At 65.3% G+C, this 25,153-nt stretch carries 22 protein-coding genes and 1 pseudogene; 16 read left to right on the top strand and 7 right to left on the bottom strand.

Annotated elements, in window-relative coordinates; all coding sequences use genetic code 11:
- Positions 1-148, bottom strand: a pseudogene (locus J8I82_RS35470) (NAD(P)(+) transhydrogenase (Re/Si-specific) subunit alpha); the annotation flags it as partial.
- Between the two features lie 280 nt (positions 149-428).
- On the opposite strand from J8I82_RS35470, the gene J8I82_RS35465 reads away from it, so the two are divergent.
- Both J8I82_RS35465 and mnmA read left to right on the top strand, forming a co-directional pair.
- Positions 429-920, top strand: a complete 492-nt coding sequence (locus tag J8I82_RS35465) for an NUDIX hydrolase (protein WP_209764772.1) — start codon at positions 429-431, stop codon at positions 918-920.
- Positions 917-2,014 (top strand): tRNA 2-thiouridine(34) synthase MnmA, encoded by a 1,098-nt coding sequence (gene mnmA / locus J8I82_RS35460; RefSeq protein WP_284183250.1) that lies wholly within the window; start codon positions 917-919, stop codon positions 2,012-2,014. The genes J8I82_RS35465 and mnmA overlap by 4 nt, the downstream gene beginning before the upstream one ends.
- 67 nt (positions 2,015-2,081) lie before the next feature.
- Here mnmA and J8I82_RS35455 read toward each other — a convergent pair whose 3' ends face one another.
- Positions 2,082-2,696, bottom strand: a complete 615-nt coding sequence (locus tag J8I82_RS35455; RefSeq protein WP_029048980.1) for a glutathione S-transferase family protein — start codon at positions 2,694-2,696, stop codon at positions 2,082-2,084.
- Between the two features lie 386 nt (positions 2,697-3,082).
- Between J8I82_RS35455 and purB the strand changes: the two genes are divergently transcribed.
- The 8 genes from purB to J8I82_RS35415 all read left to right on the top strand — a co-directional run bounded on the left by purB (position 3,083) and on the right by J8I82_RS35415 (position 11,911).
- Positions 3,083-4,459 (top strand): adenylosuccinate lyase, encoded by a 1,377-nt coding sequence (gene purB, locus J8I82_RS35450; RefSeq protein WP_209764770.1) that lies wholly within the window; start codon positions 3,083-3,085, stop codon positions 4,457-4,459.
- A 290-nt stretch (positions 4,460-4,749) separates the two neighbouring features.
- Positions 4,750-5,304, top strand: a complete 555-nt coding sequence (locus J8I82_RS35445; protein ID WP_209764768.1) for a cytochrome b — start codon at positions 4,750-4,752, stop codon at positions 5,302-5,304.
- Positions 5,305-5,374: 70 nt separating this feature from the next.
- Positions 5,375-5,956 carry a YceI family protein gene (locus J8I82_RS35440; RefSeq protein WP_209764765.1) on the top strand — a complete coding sequence of 194 codons (582 nt, stop codon included), beginning with the start codon at positions 5,375-5,377 and terminating at the stop codon, positions 5,954-5,956.
- 86 nt (positions 5,957-6,042) lie between these two features.
- Complete coding sequence (locus J8I82_RS35435) at positions 6,043-6,633, top strand: YceI family protein (RefSeq protein ID WP_209764763.1); 591 nt, start codon at positions 6,043-6,045, stop codon at positions 6,631-6,633.
- 379 nt (positions 6,634-7,012) lie between these two features.
- Complete coding sequence (locus tag J8I82_RS35430; RefSeq protein WP_209764761.1) at positions 7,013-8,404, top strand: class I SAM-dependent methyltransferase; 1,392 nt, start codon at positions 7,013-7,015, stop codon at positions 8,402-8,404.
- A 22-nt stretch (positions 8,405-8,426) separates the two neighbouring features.
- Positions 8,427-9,758 carry a sensor histidine kinase gene (locus J8I82_RS35425; protein ID WP_209764758.1) on the top strand — a complete coding sequence of 444 codons (1,332 nt, stop codon included), beginning with the start codon at positions 8,427-8,429 and terminating at the stop codon, positions 9,756-9,758.
- 15 nt (positions 9,759-9,773) lie between these two features.
- Complete coding sequence (locus J8I82_RS35420) at positions 9,774-10,907, top strand: hybrid sensor histidine kinase/response regulator (protein WP_209764782.1); 1,134 nt, start codon at positions 9,774-9,776, stop codon at positions 10,905-10,907.
- On the top strand, positions 10,904-11,911 hold the full coding sequence (locus tag J8I82_RS35415) for a response regulator (RefSeq protein WP_209764756.1): 1,008 nt from the start codon (positions 10,904-10,906) through the stop codon (positions 11,909-11,911). The genes J8I82_RS35420 and J8I82_RS35415 overlap by 4 nt, the downstream gene beginning before the upstream one ends.
- A 71-nt stretch (positions 11,912-11,982) precedes the next feature.
- Here the strand turns inward: J8I82_RS35415 and secF are convergent, their stop codons facing one another.
- From secF to queA, 5 genes are all read right to left on the bottom strand, one after another.
- Entirely contained in the window at positions 11,983-12,954 is a 972-nt protein-coding gene (gene secF / locus J8I82_RS35410; protein ID WP_209764754.1) for a protein translocase subunit SecF, read from the bottom strand.
- Between the two features lie 50 nt (positions 12,955-13,004).
- On the bottom strand, positions 13,005-14,876 hold the full coding sequence (gene secD, locus J8I82_RS35405; RefSeq protein WP_209764752.1) for a protein translocase subunit SecD: 1,872 nt from the start codon (positions 14,874-14,876) through the stop codon (positions 13,005-13,007).
- A 218-nt stretch (positions 14,877-15,094) separates the two neighbouring features.
- A complete protein-coding gene (gene yajC / locus J8I82_RS35400; protein WP_209764745.1) occupies positions 15,095-15,421 on the bottom strand; it encodes a preprotein translocase subunit YajC in 327 nt (108 codons plus the stop codon).
- 223 nt (positions 15,422-15,644) lie between these two features.
- Positions 15,645-16,775: a tRNA guanosine(34) transglycosylase Tgt gene (gene tgt / locus J8I82_RS35395; protein ID WP_209764743.1), complete on the bottom strand. Its 1,131-nt coding sequence runs from the start codon at positions 16,773-16,775 to the stop codon at positions 15,645-15,647.
- A 14-nt stretch (positions 16,776-16,789) separates the two neighbouring features.
- Positions 16,790-17,878: a tRNA preQ1(34) S-adenosylmethionine ribosyltransferase-isomerase QueA gene (gene queA / locus J8I82_RS35390; protein WP_209764734.1), complete on the bottom strand. Its 1,089-nt coding sequence runs from the start codon at positions 17,876-17,878 to the stop codon at positions 16,790-16,792.
- 219 nt (positions 17,879-18,097) lie between these two features.
- On the opposite strand from queA, the gene recG reads away from it, so the two are divergent.
- From recG to ubiA, 6 genes are all read left to right on the top strand, one after another.
- On the top strand, positions 18,098-20,281 hold the full coding sequence (gene recG / locus J8I82_RS35385) for an ATP-dependent DNA helicase RecG (protein ID WP_209764732.1): 2,184 nt from the start codon (positions 18,098-18,100) through the stop codon (positions 20,279-20,281).
- A 111-nt stretch (positions 20,282-20,392) separates the two neighbouring features.
- Positions 20,393-21,343 (top strand): LysR substrate-binding domain-containing protein, encoded by a 951-nt coding sequence (locus J8I82_RS35380; protein ID WP_209764730.1) that lies wholly within the window; start codon positions 20,393-20,395, stop codon positions 21,341-21,343.
- A 406-nt stretch (positions 21,344-21,749) separates the two neighbouring features.
- Positions 21,750-23,192: a catalase gene (locus J8I82_RS35375; protein ID WP_209764729.1), complete on the top strand. Its 1,443-nt coding sequence runs from the start codon at positions 21,750-21,752 to the stop codon at positions 23,190-23,192.
- A 48-nt stretch (positions 23,193-23,240) separates the two neighbouring features.
- Positions 23,241-23,435, top strand: a complete 195-nt coding sequence (locus tag J8I82_RS35370) for a hypothetical protein (RefSeq protein WP_209764727.1) — start codon at positions 23,241-23,243, stop codon at positions 23,433-23,435.
- 92 nt (positions 23,436-23,527) lie between these two features.
- Positions 23,528-24,013, top strand: coding sequence for a Dps family protein (locus tag J8I82_RS35365; protein WP_209764725.1), 486 nt, complete (start codon positions 23,528-23,530; stop codon positions 24,011-24,013).
- A gap of 141 nt (positions 24,014-24,154) precedes the next feature.
- Positions 24,155-25,012, top strand: coding sequence for a 4-hydroxybenzoate octaprenyltransferase (ubiA, locus tag J8I82_RS35360; protein ID WP_209764723.1), 858 nt, complete (start codon positions 24,155-24,157; stop codon positions 25,010-25,012).
- Positions 25,013-25,153: the final 141 nt, after the last annotated feature.

The following is a 25,153-nucleotide window of genomic DNA, read 5'->3' as shown; positions in this document are numbered from 1 at the left end:
ACGCGCCATCGGGCTGGCTGGCGCGTACGCCGGCGCCGGCCTGGACGATGACCTTGTGGCCCTGGGCGACGTACTTCTTGACCGTCTCGGGGGTGGCGGCGACGCGAGTTTCGCCTGCCCGCGTCTCCTGCGGGATGCCGATGTACATCGTCGATTTCTCCTTTAGCTGGCGTCGTGATCTGGTTGGACGGACCGACGTCTGGCCCGTTGCTTGCTGTGCCGGCCTGGCCGCAGCGCACAATTTTTTCGCAGCTTACAGCAATCTGACGCGCTATGGTGTGACCGAGCGGTCGGTTTTTGTTGCAGTGCGGCAACGAATTTCCGGACAGTTCCGAACAGTTTCGCCTGACGGTCCGGTCGCCAGCCGATGCCGCTGCACGATGCCCCGGCAACCGGTAGAATGCGAGATTGCCTAAAAATTGAGCATCATGCCACGTGATTGGAATGCCAGCGTGACCGTTGCCGCCGTGATCGAGCGCGGCGGACGCTTCCTGCTGGTCGAAGAGGAAACCGCGGAAGGCCTGCGCCTGAACCAGCCTGCCGGCCACCTGGACCCGGGCGAGAGCCTGATCCGTGCCGTTATCCGCGAAACGCTGGAAGAAACCGCGCACACCTTCGAACCGCGCGCGTTGCTGGGCTGCTACATGGGCCGCTCGCTGTCGTCGCGCACCGGTACGGATGTCACATACGTGCGCTTCGCCTTTACCGGCGACCTGGGCTCGCTCGACGCCGGCCGCCAGCTCGATACCGGCATCGTGCGCACGGTCTGGATGAGCGCCGACGAGATCCGCGCCTGCCCGGAGCGCCACCGCACGCCGCTGGTGATGGCCTGCATCGACGACTACCTGGCCGGCAAGCGTTTCGCGCTGGATGCGCTCTACACGCACCCTTCGGCGTTGTCCACGGGAGCGCAGTTGTGAGCGCGACCGAAAACGCGAAAGGAAGGCGCGTGGTCGTGGGCATGTCGGGCGGGGTGGATTCGTCGGTCACCGCATGGCTGCTCAAGCAGCAGGGCTACGAGGTCATCGGCCTGTTCATGAAGAACTGGGAAGACGATGACGACAGCGAGTACTGCTCCACGCGCCAGGACTGGCTGGACGTGGTGTCGGTGGCCGACCTGATCGGCGTCGACGTCGAGGCGGTCAACTTTGCCGCCGAGTACAAGGACCGCGTCTTTGCTGATTTCCTGCGCGAGTACTCGGCCGGCCGCACGCCCAATCCGGACGTGCTGTGCAATGCCGAGATCAAGTTCAAGGCGTTCCTGGACCATGCGATGTCGCTGGGCGCCGAGACCATCGCCACTGGCCACTATGCGCGCGTGCGCCAGAACGCGGCAGGGCGTTTCGAGCTGCTCAAGGCGCTCGACCACACCAAGGATCAAAGCTATTTCCTGCACCGGCTGAACCAGGCACAGCTGTCGCGCACGCTGTTTCCGCTGGGCGAGATCCCCAAGACGCGTGTGCGCGAGATCGCGTCCGAGATCGGCCTGCCGAACGCGAAGAAGAAGGACTCGACCGGCATCTGCTTTATCGGCGAACGGCCGTTCCGCGATTTCCTGAACCGCTACCTGCCGACCCGGCCGGGCCCGATGAAGACGCCCGAGGGCAAGGTCGTGGGCGAGCATATCGGGCTGGCGTTCTATACGCTGGGCCAGCGCAAGGGCATTGGCCTGGGCGGCAGCCGCGACGGCAACGGCGATGCCTGGTATGTGGCGCGCAAGGATATGGCGAACAACACGCTTTACGTGGTGCAGGGCCACGACCACCCGTGGCTGCTGACGCCGGTGCTGACCGCGTCGGACTTGTCGTGGGTAGCTGGCGAGGCGCCGGCCGCGGGCGCGGCGATGGCGGCCAAGACCCGCTATCGCCAGAGCGATGCCGCCTGCACCGTGCAGGCGGCGAACGGCGACACGCTGCAGCTGGGGTTTGCCGAGGCGCAGTGGGCCGTCACGCCGGGACAGTCGGCAGTGCTTTACCACGGCGACGTGTGCCTGGGCGGCGGCATCATCCAGTAAATGCCGTGGTCGGCCGAATGAAAAACACCCGCTGCGCGCGGGTGTTTTTTCTTGGAGCAGCTGGAGTTCAGCCGCGGGGCGGCGCGGTATCGATGAACGACTGCCGCTTCGACAGCTTTTCTTCCAGCGCCGCCAGGTTGGGATGGCGCTCGCGCCAGGCGATGTCGGGGAAACGGAAATCCAGGTACGACAGCGCGCAGCCCACCGCGACGTCGGCCAGCGAATAGTGCGTGCCGGTGCAGAAGGGGCGGTCGGCCAGGCCGTGGGCCATGGCGGCCAGTGCCGCGTCGATCTTGCCGAGCTGGCGCTTGACCCAGCGCTCGCTGCGCTCGTGCGGCTCGCGCTGCGTCACTTCCAGGCGCGCCAGCAGGGCCGCGTCGAGCAGGCCGTCGGCCAGCGCTTCCCAGCAGCGCACTTCCAGCCGCTCGCGCCCGCCTTGCGGGATCATCCGGCTGACCGGCGTCAGCGTGTCGACATATTCGACGATCACGCGCGAATCGTAGATGGCGCCGCCGTCCTCCATCACCAGGCAAGGCACCTTGCCCAGCGGGTTGTACTGGCCGATCTTCGATTCCGGCGACCAGACGTCCTCTTCAACCAGCTGGTAGTCGATCTTCTTTTCCGCCATCACCACGCGCACCTTGCGCGCGTAGGGACTGGTATGGGACGCATACAGCTTCATGTTCTCCCCTCGAGCTTGTTATGAAGTGCATCGCCTGCCGCGTGGCAGCGGCGCCGGGGAGCGCTGCTGCCCGATGCACTTCATAACAGGCTACTGGAACGGCGTGCGCGAGTATACCTGCGGTGCCGGACGAATGCGGGGTCGCACACCGATGCCCCGCGGGCGCACTTGACCGCTGCCCCCGAGCCGGGGCAGGGGTGGTAAAATCCCGCGTTGCGCAGCGCCGGTGCCGGTGCGGCGCGTGCGGGCGAACCCGCCGGTGCGGCGCATCGGGCGCTTCGTCCTTGTTGCCGGCGGAGCTTCCGCCGATCCGACGCCAATATCGCGCCAGCCCCCGCGGCGCGCACCGTACGTCCCCTATTTCCTTCCTTTCCCCGGTTCCCAGCATGACCACCTCCTCGCTTTCGCCGCTCACCGCTCTTTCCCCGATCGATGGTCGCTACGCCGCCAAGGCCGACGCGCTGCGCGAATGGCTGTCCGAGGCGGCCTTCATGCGCAACCGCGTCAAGGTCGAGGTGCACTGGCTGATCGCGCTGGCCCAGACCGGCCTGCCCGACATGCCGAAGTTTTCCGCCGCCTCCGAAGCCGCGCTGCTGGCACTGGTGGACAAGTTTTCCGAAGCCGATGCCGCCCGCATCAAGGAAATCGAAGCCGTCACCAACCATGACGTGAAGGCCGTCGAGTACTGGCTCAAGGAGCAGGTCAAGGGCAATGCTGAACTGGAAGCGGCCAGCGAATTCATCCACTTCGCCTGCACCTCGGAAGACATCAACAACACCTCGCACGGCATGATGCTCAAGGGTGCCCGCGATGGCGTCATCGTGCCGGCGCTCAAGCGCGTGCATGCCCGCCTGGTGGAACTGGCCAGGCTCAATGCCACCCAGCCGATGCTGTCGCGCACTCACGGCCAGCCGGCCAGCCCGACCACGCTGGGCAAGGAAATGGCCAACGTGGCCGCGCGCCTGTCGCGCGCAATCCAGCGCATCGAGCAGGTCGAGCTGCTGGGCAAGATGAACGGCGCGGTGGGCAACTACAACGCGCACCTGTCGGCCTACCCGGCGTTCGACTGGGAAGCGTTCTCGAAGCAGGTGATCGAAACCCGCCTGGGCCTGGCCTTCAATCCGTACACCATCCAGATCGAGCCGCACGACTACATGGCCGAGCTGTTCGACGCGGTCGCCCGCGCCAACACCATCCTGCTCGACCTGAACCGCGACATCTGGGGCTATATCTCGCTGGGCTACTTCAAGCAGAAGACCAAGGCCGGCGAAATCGGCTCGTCGACCATGCCGCACAAGGTCAACCCGATCGACTTCGAGAACTCGGAGGGCAACGTCGGCCTGGCCAACGCGGTGCTGCGCCACCTGTCGGAAAAGCTGCCGGTGTCGCGCTGGCAGCGCGACCTGACCGATTCGACCGTGCTGCGCAATATCGGGGTGGCCTTCGGCTACAGCCTGCTGGCCTACGAGGCCTGCCTGCGCGGCCTGGGCAAGCTGGAAACCAACCCCGAGCGCCTGAACGAAGACCTCGACAACTGCTGGGAAGTGCTGGCAGAGCCGGTGCAGACCGTGATGCGCCGCTTCGGCGTGCCCAACCCGTACGAGCAGCTCAAGGAGCTGACCCGCGGCAAGGGCATTTCGCGCGAGGCGCTGCAGACCTTTATTAACGGCCTGGCCATCCCGGACGATGCCAGGAAGCTGCTTCTCGACATGACGCCGGGCAGCTACATCGGCAAGGCGGTTTCACTCGCCGAGCGTATCTGACATCACATCTGCCGGCCGCTGTGCCGGTTCAGCCAGAAAAGCCATCCATCCGGATGGCTTTTTTGCTTCCGTGGCGGCCGGATTGGGTCAACTGAGCGTACGCCTGCAGCCTTGTGACGCTTGCGGCAGAACGATACTTCAAAGCATTTGAATAACTTAATGAAGGACTGTCCTGCACGGGCGCACTTCCCGCCGCAATAATGCGAGAATCTTCGACGCCCCGGTGGATCCAATTCCTGGGTGCGCCCCCAAATTTGTGAAATGCCCATGACGCGGGCGAGAGGAAACAGATGCGTTCTACCGCCAATGCTCCGGCCGGCTACGGTGCCACCGCCATCGCGCTGCACTGGATCGTCGCCCTGGCGATCTTCGGTGCGTTCGGGCTCGGCCTGTACATGACCGGCATCCCGGGGCTGACGCCGACCAAGCTGAAGCTGTACTCGTGGCACAAGTGGCTGGGTGTGACGATTTTCGCCGTGGCGCTGTTGCGCGTGCTGTGGCGCGCCACGCACGTCGCCCCCGCGGTGGCGTCCGGCACACCGGCGTGGCAGGCCAGGGCCGCCGCCGGCGCGCATCACCTGCTGTACCTGCTGATCGTGATCGTTCCCATCAGCGGCTATCTCTACAGCTCGGCGGCTGGCGTGCCGGTGGTCTACCTCGGCCTGTGGAAGATGCCGGCGCTGATCGAGAAGAACGACGAACTGAAGGAAGTGCTCAAGTTTGCGCATGTCTGGCTGAACTACCTGATGGCCGCCGTGGTCGTTGTCCATGCGGCGGCGGCGGTGAAGCACCAGTTCGTCGACCGCGACGGCACGCTGGGCCGGATGCTGCCCTTCCTGCGCTGACATGCTGCGCTGACATTTGCCGTACCGCGGCGCCTTGCGCCGAACCTCGAACCTACAGGAGTCATTGAAGATGAATCGCCATTCCCGCCGCGGCTCGCTGGCCATCAACGCCACGGTGGCAGCCGTGCTGACCGCCGCCGGCATCGCCGCCAACCTGGCCTGGGCCCAGGTCGACGCGGCCAAGAGCACAGTGACCGCCGTGGCGCGCCAGATCGGCGTGCCGATGGAAGGCAAGTTCAAGAAGTTCGACGCGCAGGTCAGTTTCGATCCCGCCAAGCTGGCCACCTCGTCGGCCAAGGTCGAGATCGACGTCGCCAGCTTCGAGATCGGCGACGCCGAGACCACCAAGGAAGTGAAGGGCAAGGACTGGTTCGACGCGGCCAGGTACCCCAAGGCCGTGTTCCAGTCCACCAGCATCAAGAACGGCACGCCGGGCAAGTACGACGTCGCGGGCAAGCTGACCATCAAGGGCAAGACCGTCGACGTGGTGGTGCCGGCCACGTACCGCCAGGAGGGCGCCAGCCAGGTGTTCGAGGGCGCGCTGCCGATCAAGCGCACCGTCTTCAATATCGGCGACGGCGAGTGGAAGGACACGTCGGTGGTGGCCGATGACGTGCAGATCAAGTTCCGTATCGTGCTGGCCAAAAAGTAAGGCCGGCAATCCGCTGACGTACCAGGACGTTAATAACCAAGAACGTTCCGCTTAACCTGTTCAACCTGCTTTTGTCGGGAGATCCCATGAAATTGCGTTCCGTCGTTGCCGCCGTCGCGGCCATTTCCGCAACCGCCGCCTTCGGCGTGGCTTCGGCCAATACCGTGACGTACAACCTCGATCCGACCCATACGTACCCGAGCTTCGAGGCCGACCACCTCGGGGGCCTGTCGACGTGGCGCGGCAAGTTCGACAAGTCCAGCGGCACCGTCACGCTGGATCGTGCCGCCAAGGCCGGTACCGTCGAGGTGAAGATCGATCCGTCTTCGATCGATTTCGGCAATGCCAAGCTGAACCAGCACGCCAAGGGTCCGGACATGTTCAACGTGGACGCCTTCCCCGAGGCGACCTACAAGGGCAAGTTCAGCAAGTTCAAGGGCGACGTGCCGATCGAAGTCGACGGCGTGCTGACGCTGCGCGGCGTGTCCAAGCCGGTCAAGCTGGAAATCCGCGAATTCAAGTGCATCCAGCACCCGATGCTCAAGCGCGAAGCCTGCGGCGCCGACGCCGTGGGCGAGTTCAACCGCGCCGATTTCGGCCTCGACTACGGCGTGAAGATGGGCTTCAAGCCGGAAGTCAAGCTCGCCATCCAGGTGGAAGGCGTGCGCGCCGAGTAAGCGCGCGACGGGCTGGCCCGCCACGGGCCGTGCCTCAAGCGACACAAGGCCGGCGATCGCCGGCCTTTTTTCATGGCTTTAGGTACCCTGTAGCCGACCCCGCCACAAGAGGGGACTGACAAGGCACTTGGTTGTACGCGGCCCAATTGCCACAGTACAATGGGCCGCGGCAATTCCAGACGATCCGGGTTTGTCGGTGCTTTCCCGCACAGGGCGGGGCCGCCGCCCGCCAACAGGCTATAGCGCATCCCTATGAGCATTCGCTGCACATCCCGATACCGGTAGCCTTCCCGATCCCCTCGCCCCTCCTGCTGTACCCGGCCGTTCCGCCCAGGCAGTATGGCCCGCAGCGTTTCTCGGATTTCCCTGGCGCAATACCGTGTATTCCAAAACGCAAATCGATCCGGTAGTTAGTTTCCGCAACTCGCAGGGCGAACAGGTGCGGGGCACGATCATCAATCTCCAGAGAAAGTCTCTGGTGATGGAAATCTACAATCCGTATTCGATCGTGCAGGTCAGCGAGGTGCTGAGCGAACTCAGCGTCCGCATGGGCGCCAAGAATGCCTACCTGGGCAAGGCCGTGGTGATGAGCCTGGTGAATACCGGCCTGACCGCGGTGGTATCGCTGACGCTGATCGACGAGTGGCGCGAACTCACCGACGTGAACAACGAGCCCAAGTCGGTGGCACGCGAAGCCGAGCTGTTCGTGCAGGACTGGGATACGCGCTTCAATATCCGGCGCGACTACCAGATCGTGGTCAACGAGATGCGCGCCTTCCTGTCCGAAGTATCGCGCTGGGTCGAGCAGGTCGACCTGACCGAATCGCTGCCCAAGAAGGACGGCAAGCTGCGCGAGGACGTGTTCTACGAGCTGGCCACGCCGATCATGGCCAAGACCAAGACCTATCTCGACTGGCTCGAGGGCGAGGCCGAGCGCGTGGACCCGGAAATCGCGCCGGTGCACCGCACCTATGCGCAGTCGGCGCTGCATCCGCTGCTGCTGCGCGCGCCGTTCGTGTACCGGACCTTCACCAAGCCGCTTGGCTACGCCGGCGACTACGAGATGGTCAACCAGATCCTGAGCGATCCGCAGCAGGGTCCGACCACCTACTTCCAGATCGTCAACACCGCCTTCCTGAAGGCGGCAGTGGCGACCGCGCACCGCAACCGCATCGACCTGCTGGTGGATTTCCTGACGCGCCAGGCCGAGCGCGCGCGCTCCGCCGGCCGGCCGTTCCGCGTGCTCAATGTGGGTTGCGGGCCGGCCTTCGAGATCCAGCGCTTTGTGCAGGAATACCCCAATCCCGAGCTGCTGTCGTTCCAGCTGGTCGACTTCAGCGAAGAGACGCTGGACTACACGCGCAACTCTATCGAGCGGGCAGCCTCTGGCGCCGGGCGCAAGGTGTCGGTGGAGATGGTGCACCAGTCGGTGCACGAACTGCTCAAGCGCCGCATCTCGCCTGACGATATCAGTGCGCGGGAGTTTGACGCGGTCTACTGCGCGGGGCTGTTCGATTACCTGTCGGACAAGGTCTGCACGCGGCTGCTGGCGTATTTCGCCTCGCGTTCGCGTCCGGCCGGCCAGGTGCTGGTCACCAACGTGCATGCCAACAATCCAGAGAAGTTCGGCATGGAGCATCTGCTGGAGTGGTACCTGATCTACCGCGACGACGCCGGCATGGCGCAGCTGCTGCCGGAGAATTCGCATTCGCACCGCATCTACGTCGACCCGACCGGCGTCAACGTCTTTGCCGAAGCCACCATTGAATGAGGCTGTCCGCGCGGACCACCCCATGAGCACCAATCAACTCTACGCCGGCTACCAGTCCGAACTGGCCGACTTCCGCCTGGCGTTCAGCCGCGGCGGCGCCTATACCGCGATCGTGCTGGTCCTGCTCGGCGTCGGACTCGACTACGGCCAGTATCCGCAGCAGCAGCTCGCATTCGCGGTGGCGCGCGTGGTGGTGTCGCTGCTGATCGCGGGTGTGGTGGTGATGCTGTACAGCGCCATCGGGCGCCGCTTCGCGCCCTGGCTGACGCTGACCTGGCTGCTGCTGCCGCAGATCATGATCGCGTGGATGATCTCGCAGACCGAAGGCGTGCAATCACCTTACTACGTCGGCCTGAACCTGGCGATCTTCGCCTCGGGCATCGCGCTGCCGTTCGGGCTGTGGCAGAACCTGGTCTTCGGCTTGCTCTCCTATCTGCTGTATGTGCTGGCGTGCCTGTTCCACGCCGGCGGCATCGAGCCGATGGGGACCTTCATCGTCAACTCGCTGTTCCTGCTGTTCGCGGCGGCAGCCAGCGGCGTCTACACCTTCTTTAACGAGCGCGCGCGTTTCATGCTGTTCCGGCTGAAAGCGGAGGTGGCCGAGACCAACGCCGAACTGGAAGTCATCAACCGCAAGCTGGTCGACATCAAGGGCCAGATGCTGCAGCAGGAAAAGATGGCCGCGATCGGTACGCTGGCGGCCGGGCTGCTGCATGAGGTCAACAACCCGGTCAACTTCTGCCTGATGGCAATCGAGGTGGCGATGGAAGAGCCGCAGGCCAAGGAAAGCGAGTCGCTGACCGAGTGCCTGGTCGATGCCAAGCAGGGCATGCAGCGCATCCAGCATATCGTCTCCGACCTGAAGACCTTCGCCTATCGCAAGCCGGGCGCGGAGGTGGAGGGCACGCCGTTCCTGTTCGAGAAGGCGCTCGACTCCTCGATCCGCCTGACCGCGCATGAGCTGCGCGGCGTCAAGGTGACGCGCGAGTTGCCGGGCGACACCCTGGTGCTGGGCGACGAGGCCGCGGTCATCGGCGTGCTGATCAACCTGTTCTCCAACGCCGCGCTGGCCATGCGCAAGGCCGGCACGGCCGCGCCGGCGATCCATACCACGGTGCGCTGGGCCGACAGCCGGCTCCATGTCACGGTGCGCGACAATGGCCCCGGCATCGCCGAGGAAAACCTGGCGCGCGTGTTCGAGCCCTTCTTCACCACGCGCGACGTGGGGCAGGGCCTGGGGCTGGGGCTTTCGATCAGCTACGCGGTGATCGAGCGCCATGGCGGCCAGCTCTTCGCCGAGAGCGAGCTGGGGCAGTGGGCCGCGTTCAGCTTCGACCTGCCGCGCGCGGAGTAAGCCGTCATGAGTGCCATGACCGAGGTGCAGCAAGCGCGGCCGACCCTGCTTTACGTCGACGACGAGGACATGGCGCGCAAGTATTTCGCGCGCGCGGTGGGCTCGGAGTATGAGGTACTGCTGGCCGCCAGCGCCGAAGAAGCAATCGCCACGCTCGCCACCGATGGCCCGCGCGTTGCCGTCCTGGTGACCGACTTCCGCATGCCCGGCCGCGATGGCGGCGACCTGCTGCGCGAAGTGGCGCAGCTGTACCCGCAGATCGTGCGCATCCTGGTGACGGCATATGCCGACAAGGACATGCTGCTGCAGACGGTCAACAGCGGCGAGGTGTTCCGCATCATGGAGAAGCCGCTGAGCGTGGCGCAGGTACGCGACGTGCTGCGCCTGGCCGGCGAGCGCCACCGCGAACGCGCGCTGCGCCAGCACCGGCTGATGGCGATCGACGAAACCCTGGCGTTCCTGGCGCACGAGCTGAACACGCCGCTGGCGGCGATCGCCAACTTCGCGCGCGGCATCGAAAGCCGGGTCGCGGGCGAATACAGCGAGCAGCGCCAGGGCGAGATCGGCCAGGCCGCCAGCGCCATGCACGACAACGCCCAGTATTGCCTGGCAGTGCTGTCGTCGTTCCTGCAGTCGGTGCGCAACAGCGCCGGCAGCAAAGCCGCGCGGCCCGAGCCCGGTGCCGAGGTCAGGGCGGGTGCGCTGGTGGCATCGCTGCTCGATACCTACCCGTTTTCCGGCGACCAGCGCCAGTGGGTCCAGGTCGAGGTACATGGCGATTTCCCGGTGCAGACGCTGCCCAATTGCGTGGCGCTGGTGCTGTCGTCGGTGATGAGCAACGCGCTGCGAGCGCTCGCCGGTACGCCGTCGCCGGCGCTGCGCTTCGTGGTGGTAGCCCAGCCGCACCAGGAAATCCATATCAGCGACAACGGTCCCGGCATCCCGCCCGAGGTGATGGAGCGCCTGCTGGTCGATCCCGTGACCACCCACGCCAGCGCCGGCGGCAGCGGCCTGGGCATGATTTTCTGCAACCGCGTCATGCAGTCCTTTGGCGGCGGCATCCGGATCGCATCCGCGTCCGGTGCCGGCACGACCGTGACGCTGGACTTTCCAAGTTTCAAGAATCGAATGATTAGGAGTGACCGATGAGCGAACCGAATGCCACCCAGGCACCACCCCCGGCGATTCTGTTCGTCGATGACGAAGCCACTGCCGTCAAGTATTTCCAGCGCGCCATCGGGGCGCTGGCACCGGTGGTGACCGGCGGTTCGGTGGAAGAGGGCAAGGCGCTGCTGGATGCGCACGCCGACAGCCTGGCAGTGCTGGTGTCGGACCAGCGCATGCCTGGTGAATATGGCAACGAGCTGCTGCGCTATGCGCGCGAGCGCTATCCGCATATCGTGCGTATCCTGACAACGGCCTACTCCGAGCTGGACCAGACTGTCGAGGCGGTGAACCAGGGCCAGATCCATCGCTATATCAAGAAGCCGTGGGACATTACTGCGCTACGCATGGAGCTGAAGCAGGCGCTGGAACTGTCCGGGCTGCGCAAGGAGCGCGACCAGCTGGTGCGCGAGAAGCTGGCGGTACTGCAGACGCAGACCGTGGCCACGCGCATCGGCATGCTGCATGCGCTGTGCGCGAGCCTGATCGGCCCGGGCCGTTTCCAGCCGGTGGAAACCTACCTGGTGGCGGTCGACCTGGCCGGCGCGCGCAATGCCGACCCGGACTGGCAGCGCATGGATTATGCCGACCTGGTGCGCGCCGAGGCCGAGCGCAGCGGCACCTTCGGCCATGCCGTGGCCACGCGCCTGGCGGCCCTGCGCAGCGCCAACGCGGGCAAGGGAGCGGCCGACGCGGTCGCGGTCATTACCGACGCGCTCGGCAGCGATGTGGTGCGCCGCGATGGTGACGCGGTGGTGTGGACCACGCCGGCTACGCTGGCGGAGTTCCTGGCGCAGCCGGTGGGTACGCCGGTGTCGCCCCATCACGCGGCCTGGCTGGCGAGCCTGCTGTGGCTTGACGAAGTTGGCGGCGCGGTGCAGTTCGCGCGCGATGGCGACACCATCCTGTGCCGGACCGCGCCGCGCACCGAGGCCTTCGCGGCTGACCGGCTGGCGGCCTGGATCGAGCGGTTTGCGGAACCCGTCTGATCCGCTTGCATCTGCCCCAATAAAAATGGCGCCCCGCGGGGCGCCATTTTTATTGCCGGAGCAGCAGGGCGTCAGGCCTGCGCACCGAAGTTCGGATCGTTGCGGTCGGTCGACTCTCCCTTCTTGTCCGACTTGACCAGGTCTTCCCGCTTTACGCCCAGCCACATCGCCAGCGCCGCGGCCACGAACACCGACGAATAGATGCCAAACAGGATACCCACCGTCAGCGCCAGCGCGAAGTAGTGCAGCGTCGGGCCGCCGAAGAAGAACATCGACAGCACCATCATCTCGGTCGAGCCGTGGGTGATGATGGTCCGCGACATCGTGCTGGTGATGGCGTGGTCGATGACCTCATGCGTGGTCATCTTGCGGTACTTGCGGAAGGCCTCGCGAATCCGGTCGAAAATCACCACCGACTCGTTCACCGAGTAGCCCAGCACGGCCAGGATCGCCGCCAGCACCGAGAGTGAGAATTCCCACTGGAAGAAGGCGAAGAAGCCCAGGATGATCACGATGTCGTGCAGGTTGGCGATGATGCCGGCCACCGCGAATTTCCACTCGAAGCGGAACGACAGGTAGATCACGATACCCGCCACCACGCACAGCAGCGCCAGCAGGCCGTCGGTGGCCAGCTCCTTGCCGACCTGCGGGCCGACGAACTCGACGCGCTGCAGCTTGACGTCAGGCGACGCCGCGGTCAGCGCGCCCATTACCTGCTCGCTCTGCTGGGCCGAGGTGGCCGGCTTGCCGTCCGGGCCCTTCTGCAGCGGCAGGCGGATCATCACGTCGCGCGAGGTGCCGAAGTTCTGCACCTGCACGTCGGTATAGCCCAGCTTGCTGACCTGGCCGCGGATCTTTTCCAGGTCGGCCGCCTGCTGGTAGCTGACCTCCATCACCGTGCCGCCGGTGAATTCGATCGACAGGTGCAGGCCCTTTTGCCAGAGGAAGAATACGGCTGCGGCAAACGTCACGAAGGAGATCACGTTGAAGATCAACGCGTGCTTCATGAACGGAATGTCGCGCCGGATGCGGAAGAATTCCATGTTGAATCCTGTTCTGTACTGCTAGTTTGCTGATTGACTGCCCTGGCCGCTTACTTGGCGACCGGGGTGTCAGAGGCGTTGCCCGGCTTCCAGATCTGGCCGATGGCCACGCTCTGCAACTTCTTCTTGCGGCCGTACCAGAGGTTGACGAGGCCGCGGTTGAAGAACACCGCCGAGAACATGGAGGTCAGGATGCCCAGGCAGTGCACCACGGCAAAGCCCCGCACCGGGCCCGAACCGAAGGCCAGCAGCGCCAGGCCGGCAATCAGCGTGGTCACGTTCGAGTCCAGGATGGTGGCCCAGGCACGGTCGAAGCCGACCGCGATTGCCATCTGCGGCGATGCGCCGGCGCGCAGTTCCTCGCGAATACGCTCGTTGATCAGCACGTTGGCGTCGATCGCCATGCCCAGCACCAGCGCGATAGCGGCGATGCCCGGCAGCGTCAGCGTGGCCTGCAGCATCGACAGCACCGCGATCAGCAGCAGCAGGTTCACGCCCAGCGCCACCACCGAGAACACGCCGAACAGCATGTAGTACAGGATCATGAACACGCCGATGGCGGCAAAGCCGTAGGCGACCGAGTCAAAACCCTTCTGGATGTTGTCGGCACCCAGCGACGGCCCGATGGTGCGTTCTTCGATGATCTCCATCGGCGCGGCCAGTGAGCCGGCGCGCAGCAGCAGCGCCAGGTCGTTGGCGGCTTCGGTGGAGTAGGAGCCGGTGATCTGGAAGCTCGAACCCAGCTCGGACTGGATCGTCGCCACCGTCAGCACTTCGCCCTTGCCCTTTTCGAACAGCACGATCGCCATCGGCTTCTTCAGGTTCTCGCGCGAGACGTCGCGCAGCACGCGGCCGCCCTGGGCGTCGAGCTTGATGTTGACCGAAGGCTGCTGGTTCTGGTCGAAGCCGGCGGAGGCGCTTTCAATGCGGTCACCGGTGAAGATGACCTGCTTCTTCAGCACCACCGGGGCGCCGTTGCCGTGCGTGAACAGCTCGCTGCCGAACGGGACCGGGTCGCCCGGGCGCGGGCTGCGCGGCGCGTCATTGTCGACCAGGCGCGCTTCCAGCGTGGCGGTGCGGCCGATGATGTCCTTGGCCTTGGCGGTGTCCTGCACGCCCGGCAGCTGCACCACGATGCGATCGGCGCCTTGCTGCTGGATCACCGGCTCGGCCACGCCGAGTTCGTTGACGCGGTTGTGCAGGGTGGTGATGTTCTGCTTGACCGCGGCGTCCTGCACGGCCTTGCGCGCGGCTTCGGTAAAGGTGCCGACCACGTTGTTGCCGTCCAGGGCGAAGGCCACTTCGCGCAGGTTGTCGGCCAGCAGCGCGCGGGCGCGGTTGGCCTCGTCGGCGTTGTTGAAGCGCACCGTCAGGCGCTCGCCGTCGCGGTCGATGCCGCCGTGGCGGATATTCTTGTCACGCAGCAGCGTGCGCGCGTCGCCGGCCAGGCTGTCGAGCTTCTTGTCGACGGCGCCCTTCATGTCGACCTGCAGCAGGAAGTGCACGCCGCCGCGCAGGTCCAGGCCCAGGTACATCGGCAGCGCGTGCAGCGAGGTCAGCCAGCGGGGCGAGCCCGACAGCAGGTTCAGCGCGACCACGTAGGTAGGATCGGCGGCATCCGGGTTGAGCACGCGCGACAGCACGTCCTTGGCCTTGAGCTGCTCGTCGGTGGTGCGGAAACGCGCCTTGACCGAGCCGGACTGGCCGGAAATGTCGAAGAACACGCCGTCAGGCTGCAGCTGGTTCTGCGCCAGGATCTCTTCGACCTGCTTCTGCATCGACAGGTCGATCTTGACCGTGGCCTTGCCCGAAGACACCTGCACGGCGGGCGCCTCGCCGAAGAAGTTCGGCAAGGTGTAGAGGATGCCGATGGTCAGCGCCACCAGGATCACGAGGTATTTCCAAAGCGGATAACGATTCATCTCGGGCCAGTCATTCAGCGGTTGGCGGGGCCGGCGCAGGCGTGGCGCGCCACGTCGGCGAGGCCGAACCGGTTTGGCAAACAGCCGCCTGGCAGCCACGGAGCGGAGCCACGGGGGCTCCGGCGGGCTGGATCAGGCGGCTGCCGGGGCATGCGCGAACGGGCATGCCGGAAAGGACAAAGGCGGGAGTCGCTTAGTCGATCGGGGCGATCGGCGGATCAGAGCGCCTTCAGCGAACCCTTCGGCAGCACCGCGGTCACGGCGTTCTTCTGTACGGTAATCTCGGTGCCTTCCGAGATTTCCAGGCTGACGTACTGGTCGGTAACCTTGGTCACGCGGCCCAGGATACCGCCGGCGGTGACGACTTCGTCGTTCTTGGCCAGTGCTTCGAGCATTGCCTTCGCTTCTTTCTGGCGCTTCATTTGCGGGCGGATCATGATGAACCACAGCACCGCAAACATCAGGATGATGGGCAGGAAGCTCATCAGGCCGCCAGCCGCGCCGCCGGCACCGGCGGTCTGGGCAAATGCGTTAGAAATCAGCACGTTGATTCTCCGTCACAAAAGTCAGTCAAGTAATCGATCATTCTACCATTCGCATTCGGACCGCCTTTGGCATTCTAGGGCGGAATACGGGTTTCTTCGGGGTGCTTCCGGGGCGACTCGCGGCCGATGCCGGCGAGCATTGCGCGGCATTGCAGGTGCGGGCCGCAGGCAACCCCGCTATTCGACCGGCAGCGGCGCGAAAGTTCGCGCCGCTGCACTGATTTCACTGCGTGCCGCGGGCGCGGTCGGAGGCGAACCGGCGGCGGAAATCGGCGAAGCGATGCTGCTCGATCGACTCGCGCACCTCGCGCATCAGCTGCAGGTAGTAGTGCAGGTTGTGGATGGTATTCAGGCGTGCGCCGAGGATTTCACCGACGCGGTGCAGGTGGTGCAGGTATGCGCGCGAGAAGTTGCGGCAGGTGTAGCAGGCGCAGCTTTCGTCGAGGGGGCGCGGGTCGTTGCGGTGCGCGGCGTTCTTGATCTTGACGTCGCCGTAGCGGGTGAAGAGCCAGCCGTTGCGCGCATTGCGGGTCGGCATCACGCAGTCGAACATGTCGACCCCGGCGGCGACACCCGCCACCAGGTCCTCGGGCGTGCCGACGCCCATCAGGTAGTGCGGCTTGTTGGCCGGAAGGCGCGGCGCCACATGCTCGAGCACGCGCATCATGTCTTCCTTGGGCTCGCCGACGGACAGGCCACCGATGGCGAAGCCGTGGAAATCCAGCTCCGACAGGCCCGCCAGCGATTCATCGCGCAGGTCCTCGTACATGCCGCCCTGAACGATGCCGAACAGCGCATTGGGGTTGGCCAGCCGCTCGAACTCGTCGCGCGAGCGCTTGGCCCAGCGCAGGCTCATGCGCATCGACTGGGCCGCTTCCTCGTGCGTGGCGGGGCGGCCGTCGATCTCGTACGGCGTGCACTCGTCGAACTGCATCACGATGTCCGAGTTCAGCGTGCGCTGGATCTGCATCGAGATCTCGGGCGACAGGAAGAGCTTGTCGCCATTGACCGGCGACGCGAACGTGACGCCATCCTCTGTGATCTTGCGAAGATCGCCCAGCGAAAACACCTGGAAGCCGCCGGAATCGGTCAGGATCGGCTTGTCCCAGCCGATAAACTTGTGCAAGCCCCCATGGGCATTGACCACCTCCAGTCCCGGACGCAGCCACAGGTGGAAGGTATTGCCCAGGATGATGTGCGCGCCGATCTCGTTCAGTTCCAGCGGCGACATTGCCTTGACCGAGCCATAGGTGCCCACCGGCATGAAGATCGGAGTCTCGACCACGCCGTGGTTCAGCGTGACGCGGCCGCGGCGGGCGTTGCCGTCGGTGGTGATGAGTTCGAAGTTAAGCATGCTTAGGTCAGGGTTCAGGCCGCGGTGTCCGCGGTTTCGGCGGTATCGGCATCATTCCGGCGGGTCAGCAGCATGGCGTCGCCATAGCTGAAGAAGCGGTAGCGCTGCTCGACCGCATGGCGGTAGGTGGCGCGAATGGCTTCCACGCCGGCCAGCGCCGACACCAGCATCAGCAGCGTCGACTTGGGCAGGTGGAAGTTGGTGATCAGGGCATCGACCAGCCGGAAACGGTAGCCCGGGGTGATGAAGATATCGGTGTCGCCGCTGCCGGCGGCCAGCGTGCCGTCAGGCTTTGCGGCCGATTCCAGGGCCCGCAGCGAAGTGGTGCCGACGGCGATCACGCGGCCGCCGCGGGCGCGCGTTTCGCGCACGGCCTGCGCCAGTTCCTCGGAGACGGCGTACCACTCCGAATGCATCTTGTGCTCGGCGAGGTTCTCGGTGCGCACCGGCTGGAAGGTGCCGGCACCCACGTGCAGCGTCAGGAAGGCGCGGCGCACGCCGGCGGCATCCAGCCGCGCGAACAGTGCATCGTCGAAATGCAGGCCCGCGGTCGGTGCCGCCACGGCGCCCGGATTGCGCGCGTAGACGGTCTGGTAGCGGGTCTCGTCGTAGGCGTCGGGGTCGTGCGTGATGTACGGCGGCAGCGGCAGGCGGCCGTAGCGCTCGATCAGGTCCAGCGCTGGCTCGGGAAAGCGCAGCGTGAAGAACTGGTCCACGCGCGGGCCGACCATCACCGCGAAGGCGTCTTCTGCCAGGTGCAGCGCGCTGCCCTCGGCAGGCGTTTTCGAGGCGCGCACCTGGGCCAGCACGGTATGCGAGTCCAGCACGCGCTCGACCAGCACCTCGACCTTGCCGCCGCTGGGCTTGTGACCGAAGAAGCGTGCCTTGATCACGCGCGTGTCGTTGAAGACCAGCAGGTCTTCAGGGCGCAGGTAGTCGATGATGTCGCTGAAAGCGCGGTCGACCAGGCGCACCGCATCGGCGGTGTCGGCGGGCGCGAGCCGTTCTACTACCAGCAACCGGCTGGCGCTGCGGTCGGGCAGCGCGCTCTGGGCGATCAGTTCTGGCGGCAGCGGAAAATCGAAATCGGAAAGGGTCAACATCGTGGAAACGGCGCGCGGGGCCCGCGACGGGTCGGAAAGCGAGGCACAAAACGGCACTCGCCGCCCGTGGTGGCGGCCGGCATGGGTACAATCGGCGAATCCGATATTGTAAGGCCACAGGCATGCTTGCCGCCGGGCCGGGCGTGATACCGGCTATTCGCCGGCGTTCCCGCCCACGCCTGCTGCCCAAGCCCTCCCTGCCGCCAGTCTTCGCTGCCGATGCCCGGAACCGCCACCGAAACGACCGACCTGTCCGCCGATGCCGCCAAGGACGCGGCCGCACCCGCGCGCGGCAAGGCCGGGGAGGGCAAGGGCAAATCCGCATCATCCAACTCATCCGCCACCTCGTCAGCGGCAGCCCGCCTCGCCAAGCTCGGCCTGCGCCGCCCGGTCGACCTGGTGCTGCATCTGCCAATGCGCTACGAGGACGAGACCACGCTGGCGCCGATCGCCGACGCGATCCGTCGCGCGGGGCTCGGCCAGCCGGCGCAGGTGGAAGGCGAGGTCATCTCCAACGAAGTCACGTTCCGGCCGCGCCGCCAGCTGGTGGTGAAGATTGCCGACGCGTCCGGCGAACTGACGCTGCGCTTCCTCAACTTCTACGGCAGCCAGACCAAGCAGATGGCCGAAGGCGTTCGGCTGCGCGTGCGTGGCGAGATCCGCGGCGGCTTCTTCGGCGCCGAAATGGTCCACCCGACGGTGCGTCCCGTTGTCGAGGGCGAAGCGCTTCCGGACCGCCTGACGCCGGTCTACCCGGCCACCGCCGGCATCTCGCAGGCCTACCTGCGCAAGGCCATCGGCGGCGCGCTGTCACGCACGCCGATGCCGGAGACGCTGCCGCGCCCGGTGCTGCAGGGGCCGCTGGCGCGCTTGCAGTTGCGCCCGCTGGCCGATTGCCTGCGGCTGCTGCATGCGCCGCCTCCTGAAGAAAGCGAAGCGGCGCTGGCCGACCGCACGCACCCGGCCTGGCAGCGCATCAAGTTCGACGAACTGCTGGCGCAGCAGATTTCGCTGCGGCGCGCGCACGCCGCGCGGCGCGAGAAGACCGCGCCGACCATGCCACGCCGCGAAGCTGGCCTGCTGACGCGCTTCCTGGCGGCGCTGCCGTTCCGGCTGACCGGCGCGCAGGAGCGGGTGGTGGCGGAGATCGCCGCCGACATGACGCGCCCGCACCCGATGCATCGGCTGCTGCAGGGCGACGTCGGCAGCGGCAAGACCATCGTCGCCGCGCTGGCGGCGTGCCAGGCGATCGATGCCGGCTACCAGGCCGCCCTGATGGCACCGACCGAAATCCTGGCCGAGCAGCACTTCCGCAAGCTGTCCGCTTGGCTGGAGCCGCTCGGGGTGCCCGTGGTCTGGCTGGCCGGCAGCCTGAAGGCGCGCGAGAAGCGCGAGGCCGCGGCACGCGTGGAATCGGGCGAGGCGCAACTGGTGATCGGCACCCATGCGCTGATCCAGGACACGGTGCGCTTCGCGAAGCTGGGCCTGTCGGTGGTCGACGAACAGCACCGCTTTGGCGTGGCGCAGCGGCTGGCATTGCGCGGCAAGGCGGGCGCGACCGATGTGCCGGCGCCCGATACCGTGCCGCACCAGCTGATGATGTCGGCCACGCCGATCCCGCGCACGCTCGCCATGACGTATTACGCGGACCTGGACGTGTCCGTGATCGACGAACTGCCGCCGGGCCGCACGCCGATCGTCACGCGCCTGGTCAACGACGAGCGGCGCGACGAAGTGATCGCGCGCATCCATCACGCCGCCGCCGAGGGCCGCCAGGTCTACTGGGTGTGTCCGCTGATCGAGGAAAGCGAGGCGCTGCAGCTGCAGACTGCTGTCGAGACGTATGAAACGCTGGTGGCCGCGTTGCCCGACCTGCGCGTCGGGCTGGTGCACGGCCGCCTGCCGCCTGCCGAAAAGGCCTCGGTGATGGATGACTTCAGCGCTAATCGCATGCAGGTGCTGGTTGCCACCACGGTGATCGAGGTGGGCGTGGATGTGCCCAACGCTTCGCTGATGGTGATCGAGCATGCCGAGCGCTTCGGCCTGGCGCAACTGCACCAGCTGCGCGGCCGCGTGGGGCGGGGCAGCGCCGAATCGGTGTGCCTGCTGATGTATCAGGCGCCGCTGTCGCCGACCGCGCGCGAGCGGCTGGCGACCATGCGCGAGACCACCGACGGTTTCGAGATTGCGCGCCGCGACCTGGAAATCCGCGGCCCGGGTGAATTCCTCGGTGCGCGGCAGTCGGGCGAGGCCATGTTGCGCTTTGCCGACCTGCAGACCGACGCGTGGCTGGTGGAGTACGCGCAGGAAGCGGCCGAGCTGATGCTGGCACAGTTCCCGGAAGCGGTGGAAGCGCACCTGTCGCGGTGGCTCGGCGGGCGCGAGCACTATCTCAAGGCCTGATTGCGCAGTCGGTAGGTGCCGCATCGTACGCATCCGCACGAATCACAGGGGCGCTCTGACAGATCCCGCAATCGAAGGTAAAATCTATCGCCTACCCGGAATTGATAAGTCATGACGCTCACTGAACTCAAGTACATCGTCGCCGTGGCGCGCGAGCGCCATTTCGGCCGGGCCGCCGAAGCCTGCTTCGTGTCGCAGCCGACACTGTCGGTCGCCATCAAGAAGCTGGAAGACGAACTCAACGTGCAGATCTTCGAGCGCGGCACCTCGGAGGTGTCGGTGACCAACATTGGCGAGCAGATCGTGGCGCAGGCCCAGCGCGTACTCGAGCAGACCATGGCCATCCGCGAGATCGCCAAGCAGGGCAAGGACCCGCTGGCCGGGCCGCTGCGCGTGGGCGTGATCTACACCATCGGGCCATACCTGCTGCCATCGCTGGTCAAGCAGATGATCGGGACCGTGCCGCAGATGCCGCTGATGCTGCAGGAGAACTACACGCACAAGCTGATCGAGCTGCTCAAGCAGGGCGAGATCGATTGCGCGGTAATGGCCGAGCCGTTCCCCGATTCCGGCCTGACGGTGCGTCCGCTGTACGACGAGCCGTTCGTTGTCGCCGTGCCGCGCGGACACCAGCTCGCGGAGGCGCATGCGATCGACCCGGACGAGCTGAAGCGGCAGACCATGCTGCTGCTGGGCAGCGGCCACTGCTTCCGCGACCATGTGCTGGGCGTGTGCCCGGAACTGTCGCGCTTCTCGCAGGCCGCGGATGGCATCCAGAAGACGTTCGAAGGCTCCTCGCTGGAAACCATCCGCCATATGGTGGCCAGCGGCGTCGGCATTACCGTGCTGCCGCGCACCTCGGTGCCCGACCTGAAGGCCAAGGGCGACATGCTGTCGTACGTGCCGTTCGCCGATCCCGTGCCGGACCGCCGCGTGGTGCTGGCCTGGCGCAAGAGCTTCACCCGCCTGCCGGCGATGGATGCACTGGCCAACGCCGTGGCCGCCTGCGAGCTGCCGGGTGTGCGCAAGCTCGATGCCAAGGAGCTGGCGGAAGCCGCCTGATTCTCCAAAACCAGACGCAAGCCTGAGGCCGCAACGGGATATCCGTTGCGGCTTTTGTTTTTTTTCCGTCCCCGTAGTACGGCATTTTTGGATGCGTGACTTCGCTCCTTCACTTTGCGCCGGCATAAAACCGCGGAAGGTCGAATAGATTTGACCTAATGCATAGGTATAAATAATTAAATTCTCAGTGCAATAGTTTGTTTGTAGACTGGCTTCTACCAGCCGACTGGCATCGAACCAGGCAAGGAGCCGATCATGAGCACCAGTGCCCAGTCCACTCCCGGCACAACGATCAAGCGCCCGTTCTCTCTCCGCATGGGGCGCTACCTGCTCGATTGCCTTGCCTGCTACGCCGCCGCCAACTGAGGCGGAATTCTCTTCCAGCCACCCACAACAAGAGGAATAGATGAGCAAGAAGGACACTCTCACCACCGCAGCCGGCGCACCCGTTGCCGACAACCAGAACTCGCAGACCGCCGGCCCGCGCGGCCCGATGCTGCTGCAGGATGTCTGGTTCCTCGAAAAACTGGCCCACTTCGACCGTGAAGTCATTCCCGAGCGCCGCGTGCATGCCAAGGGTTCCGGTGCCTACGGCACGTTCCGGGTCACGCACGACATCACGAAATTCACCAAGGCCTCGATCTTTGCCGAAGTCGGCAAGGAAACACCGCTGTTCATCCGCTTCTCGACGGTGGCCGGCGAGCGTGGCGCTGCCGATGCCGAGCGTGACGTGCGCGGGTTTTCGGTCAAGTTCTACACGGATGAAGGCAACTGGGACGTGGTCGGCAACAACACCCCGGTGTTCTTCGTGCGCGATCCGCTCAAGTTTCCCGACTTCATCCACACGCAGAAGCGCAACCCGCGCACCAACCTGCGCGACCCGATCGCGGTCTGGGACTTCTGGTCGCGCCATCCGGAATCGCTGCACCAGGTCACCATCCTGATGAGCGACCGCGGCCTGCCGCAGAACTATCGGCAGATCCACGGCTTTGGCTCGCATACGTATTCGTTTATCAACGCCGGCAACGAGCGCTTTTACGTCAAGTTCCACTTCAAGTCGCAGCAAGGCATCGCCAACTGGACCAATGAAGAGGCGGCCAGGGTGGTGGCGAACGATCGCGAGAGCGCGCAGCGCGACCTGTTCGGGAATATCGAGCAGGGCAATTTCCCCCGCTGGAACCTGCGCGTGCAGGTCATGCCGGAAGCGGACGCGGCCCGGTACCACATCAACCCGTTCGATCTGACCAAGGTCTGGCCGCACAAGGACTATCCGCTGATCGACGTAGGCGTGCTGGAGCTGAACCGTAACCCGGACAACTATTTCGCCGAGGTCGAGCAGGTGGCGATGAACCCCGCCAATATCGTGCCGGGCATCGGCTTCTCGCCCGACAAGATGCTGCAGGGCCGCCTGTTCTCATACGGTGACACGCAGCGCTACCGGCTGGGCATCAACCACCACCAGATCCCGGTGAACGCGCCGAAATGCCCGTTCCACAACACCTTCCATCGCGACGGCGCGATGCGGGTGGACGGCAACCAGGGCGGCAAGCTGAACTACGAGCCGAACCGCGAGAGCGCCTATGGTGCCAGCGAACGCGCAATGGAGCCGCCGCTTGCGCTCGACGGTGCGGCCGACCGCTGGGACCACCGCGTCGACACGGACTACTACAGCCAGCCCGGCGCGCTGTTCCGGTTGTTCGACGAGGGCCAGCGCCAGCGGCTGTTCGCCAATATCGCGGCGGCCATGCAGGGCGTGCCCGAAGAGATCGCGCGCAAGCAGATCGAGCACTTCACCAGGGCCGACCCGGCCTACGGGGAGGGCATGAAGCGCGCGCTTGACCTGAAGTAACCTGTCTTGCGCGGCGGCAGGCATGCCGCCGCGCCCGGGAGAAGCACCATGGCAATGATCCGGTTCTTTATCGACGAGTGGCGCAAGCTCTGGCATGACGGCCATGACAAGCCCGAGGGCCCAGATGCCGCGCGGCTGCGCCACAAGCTGTGGCGCAAGGAAGTCGGCGTCGCCGTGATCGTGCTAGGTGCTGCGGTGATCTTGATCGAGGTAGTCCGGGGTTTGTCCGGGATCGCCGGCTAATGCAATAATGCGGGAAACGCGCCGCCCGGAACCGTGTTTTTGGCAATTCCGGCGGCGCTCCTCGTGCTTTACCAGAACGGAGCGTACCTACCATGGCAAAGAAGAATGAGATGAGCGTGAACATCGGTATTTCCGACAAGGACCGCAAGAAAATTGCGGAAGGCCTGTCCAAGTTGCTGGCAGACACCTACACCCTCTACCTCAAGACCCATAACTTCCACTGGAACGTGACGGGTCCCATGTTCAATACGCTGCATCTGATGTTCGAGACGCAGTACACCGAACTGGCGCTGGCCGTGGATTCGATCGCCGAGCGCATCCGCGCGCTGGGCTACCCGGCACCGGGCACCTACAAGGAATACGCCCGCCTGTCGTCGATCGTCGAAGAAGAGGGCGTGCCCGAGGCGACCGAGATGATCCGCAAGCTGGTCGAAGGCCAGGAAGCCGTGGTCCGCACCGCGCGCTCGCTGTTCCCGGTGATCGACGCCGCCGGCGACGAGCCGTCGGCCGACCTGCTGACCCAGCGCATGCAGACGCACGAGAAGACCGCTTGGATGCTGCGCGCGATGCTCGCCTGACGCCCCTGAGCGACTTCCGGCTGCTGCCAGGCGGCGGCCGGCATTGCGCGCTGCAGCCATCCGGGCTGTGGCGCGTTTTCATTGAATCTTCCTTCCCGGATCCCCGCCGTGCAGTCCCTGTCGCCATTGCCTCCCGCTCCCATGCTTGAACGCCTTTCCCTCTACGCGCGCCTGGTGCGCATCGACAAGCCGATCGGCACGCTGCTGCTGCTGTGGCCGACGCTGTGGGCAATGTGGATGGCCGCCGGCGGGCCGCCGTCGTGGGGCCTGTTCTGGATTTTCGTGGCGGGGACGTTCCTGATGCGCTCGGCTGGGTGCGCAATCAATGACTGGGCGGATCGGGATTTTGACAAGCATGTGAAGCGGACCAAGGAACGGCCGCTGACGGCGGGCAAGATTGCAGCGTGGGAAGCGCTTGCTGTCGCTGCCGTGTTGGCGCTAGTGGCATTTGCGCTGGTGCTGCCGCTGAATGCACTGACTAAATGGCTGGCCGTGGTGGCGGCGGTGGTGGCGGGGACTTATCCGTTCTTCAAGCGGTTCTTTGCGATTCCGCAGGCTTATCTCGGGATTGCGTTTGGGTTTGGTATTCCGATGGCGTTTGCCGCGATCCAGGATCAGGTGCCGCCGGTGGCCTGGCTGATGTTGCTGGCCAATGTGTTTTGGGCAGTGGCCTACGACACGGCGTATGCCATGGTGGACCGCGATGATGATCTGCTGGTCGGGATGAAAACTTCGGCGATTACATTTGGTCGCTTTGATGTTGTTGCGATCATGATTTGCTACACGGCGTTTCTGGTGCTGATGGCTTGGGCGGGATTAATGCTGGGACTGGGGTGGCCGTATTGGGTTGGGCTGGCTGCGGCGGCTGGTTGTGCGGGGTATCACTACACGCTTATCCGGGGGCGGGATCGGATGAGGTGTTTTGCTGCCTTCCGGCACAACAATTGGTTGGGGGCCTGTGTTTTTGTGGGGACGGCGTTGGCTTATGGGGTCCGGTGAGTTGATGTTTTGGGTTGGTCGCAATTGGTGACATGCGCCTCGGCCTTTGCTTTGTCGCTGTTGATGACATGCTGTCGGCCGTTGAGCCGCCTGGTTCCGCCCTCCTGGGCGGGTCACTTTTTGGCCGAGCGCCAAAAAGTA

The organism is Cupriavidus consociatus (assembly GCF_017814975.1).
GTDB classification, from domain to species: Bacteria; Pseudomonadota; Gammaproteobacteria; order Burkholderiales; family Burkholderiaceae; genus Cupriavidus; species Cupriavidus consociatus.
This window is presented reverse-complemented; position numbering and strand designations above follow the sequence as displayed.

Excerpts from the sequence above, each read along its gene's own strand:
- J8I82_RS35465 (WP_209764772.1), top strand. The coding sequence starts at position 429 with ATGCCACGTGATTGGAATGCCAGCGTGACCGTTGCCGCCGTGATCGAG.
- J8I82_RS35455 (WP_029048980.1), bottom strand. The coding sequence starts at position 2,696 with ATGAAGCTGTATGCGTCCCATACCAGTCCCTACGCGCGCAAGGTGCGC.
- purB (WP_209764770.1), top strand. The coding sequence starts at position 3,083 with ATGACCACCTCCTCGCTTTCGCCGCTCACCGCTCTTTCCCCGATCGAT.
- J8I82_RS35445 (WP_209764768.1), top strand. The coding sequence starts at position 4,750 with ATGCGTTCTACCGCCAATGCTCCGGCCGGCTACGGTGCCACCGCCATC.
- J8I82_RS35440 (WP_209764765.1), top strand. The coding sequence starts at position 5,375 with ATGAATCGCCATTCCCGCCGCGGCTCGCTGGCCATCAACGCCACGGTG.
- J8I82_RS35435 (WP_209764763.1), top strand. The coding sequence starts at position 6,043 with ATGAAATTGCGTTCCGTCGTTGCCGCCGTCGCGGCCATTTCCGCAACC.
- J8I82_RS35425 (WP_209764758.1), top strand. The coding sequence starts at position 8,427 with ATGAGCACCAATCAACTCTACGCCGGCTACCAGTCCGAACTGGCCGAC.
- J8I82_RS35420 (WP_209764782.1), top strand. The coding sequence starts at position 9,774 with ATGACCGAGGTGCAGCAAGCGCGGCCGACCCTGCTTTACGTCGACGAC.
- J8I82_RS35415 (WP_209764756.1), top strand. The coding sequence starts at position 10,904 with ATGAGCGAACCGAATGCCACCCAGGCACCACCCCCGGCGATTCTGTTC.
- secF (WP_209764754.1), bottom strand. The coding sequence starts at position 12,954 with ATGGAATTCTTCCGCATCCGGCGCGACATTCCGTTCATGAAGCACGCG.
- secD (WP_209764752.1), bottom strand. The coding sequence starts at position 14,876 with ATGAATCGTTATCCGCTTTGGAAATACCTCGTGATCCTGGTGGCGCTG.
- tgt (WP_209764743.1), bottom strand. The coding sequence starts at position 16,775 with ATGCTTAACTTCGAACTCATCACCACCGACGGCAACGCCCGCCGCGGC.
- queA (WP_209764734.1), bottom strand. The coding sequence starts at position 17,878 with ATGTTGACCCTTTCCGATTTCGATTTTCCGCTGCCGCCAGAACTGATC.
- recG (WP_209764732.1), top strand. The coding sequence starts at position 18,098 with ATGCCCGGAACCGCCACCGAAACGACCGACCTGTCCGCCGATGCCGCC.
- J8I82_RS35380 (WP_209764730.1), top strand. The coding sequence starts at position 20,393 with ATGACGCTCACTGAACTCAAGTACATCGTCGCCGTGGCGCGCGAGCGC.
- J8I82_RS35375 (WP_209764729.1), top strand. The coding sequence starts at position 21,750 with ATGAGCAAGAAGGACACTCTCACCACCGCAGCCGGCGCACCCGTTGCC.
- J8I82_RS35370 (WP_209764727.1), top strand. The coding sequence starts at position 23,241 with ATGGCAATGATCCGGTTCTTTATCGACGAGTGGCGCAAGCTCTGGCAT.
- J8I82_RS35365 (WP_209764725.1), top strand. The coding sequence starts at position 23,528 with ATGGCAAAGAAGAATGAGATGAGCGTGAACATCGGTATTTCCGACAAG.
- ubiA (WP_209764723.1), top strand. The coding sequence starts at position 24,155 with ATGCTTGAACGCCTTTCCCTCTACGCGCGCCTGGTGCGCATCGACAAG.